The sequence below is a fragment of the Acinetobacter sp. YH12039 genome (assembly GCF_013420015.1).
GTDB lineage: Bacteria > Pseudomonadota > Gammaproteobacteria > Pseudomonadales > Moraxellaceae > Acinetobacter > Acinetobacter amyesii.
In genome coordinates, this window is the sequence record NZ_VOZA01000139.1 from 1 (window position 1) to 1,096 (window position 1,096).

The window sequence follows — 1,096 nt, forward strand, 5'->3', positions numbered from 1 at the left end:
GTCGAGCAAAAGCTGAATAAAAAGATGCTGATACTGGCAGCACTAGGCAGTCTGGCTATCGGTTTCTATGACGGAATTTTTGGCCCAGGCACGGGCAGTTTCTTTATCTTTTTCTTTATCCGTTATCTGAGCGTGGATTTCTTGCATGCCTCAGCTTTATCGAAAATTGCCAATTTCACTACCAACTTGGCGGCACTGAGTTTCTTTATTCCTACAGGTCATGTGCGGTTTCTAGTCGGTGCCATGATGGCGGCTGCCAATATTTGCGGTTCGCTATTAGGAGTTAAACTGGCCTTCAAATATGGCAGCGGTTTTATCCGGATTCTGTTTCTGATCCTGGTCAGTTTGCTGATTTGCCGTATGGCTTATCAGATGTTTTTAGCCTAAAAATAGATGTAAACTATTCTCAATATTAAAGTTTTTTATACAAATTCGCCTTATAAATATTCCTGACCATTTGCCGGTTTCACTCTATGCTGGAGCAAAGGCATGACAAAAACAGGAGAAAAATTACATGACCACCATTTTTGAAGCATTAAGGGAAAGTCATGAAATCCAGCGTGATCTGGCAGAAAAATTACTGCAAACTTCGGGGGATTCGCCAGAACGTCGTGAGTTGTTCAAGCAGCTGAAGAATGAACTGTTTGCGCATGAAACCGCAGAAGACCGTTACTTTTATATTCCCTTGATGATGACAGATCCCGGCCTGAACATTACCCGTCACGCCTTGGCAGAACATCATGAGATGGATGAAATGATTGAGGAACTGACTGAAACTGAATTTAGTAGCCCAAGCTGGATTGCAATTGCCAAGAAACTGTCAGATAAGGTACATCATCATTTGAAAGAAGAAGAGCATGCTTTCTTCCAGCAGGCCGGAAAAATTCTGGGAGATGAACAAAAACAGGCTTTAGCGGATCAGTACAAAACTGAATATCAGCGTTATAAAAAAATGAAAAAAGACATGCTGGTTAAAAGCTAATATTTAAATTTATTTAAATTCAAATTTTCATGACAAAAAAAGATGGCCAGAGTGCCATCTTTTTTTTATTTATTCAGCTTTCTATTTTCCGGGTTTTATATTGCTGTCGTGCTT

Annotated in this window: 2 protein-coding genes; both read left to right on the plus strand. The window is 40.1% G+C overall.

Annotated elements, in window-relative coordinates; all coding sequences use genetic code 11:
• A partial coding sequence (locus FTT98_RS17895) for a TSUP family transporter (protein WP_180177635.1) occupies positions 1-387 on the plus strand: 387 nt, incomplete at its 5' end.
• Positions 388-514: 127 nt separating this feature from the next.
• Entirely contained in the window at positions 515-982 is a 468-nt protein-coding gene (locus FTT98_RS17900) for a hemerythrin domain-containing protein (protein ID WP_180177636.1), read from the plus strand.
• Positions 983-1,096 lie beyond the last annotated feature (114 nt).

Coding starts and splice junctions, on each gene's coding strand:
- FTT98_RS17900 (WP_180177636.1), top strand. CDS start 515: ATGACCACCATTTTTGAAGCATTAAGGGAAAGTCATGAAATCCAGCGT.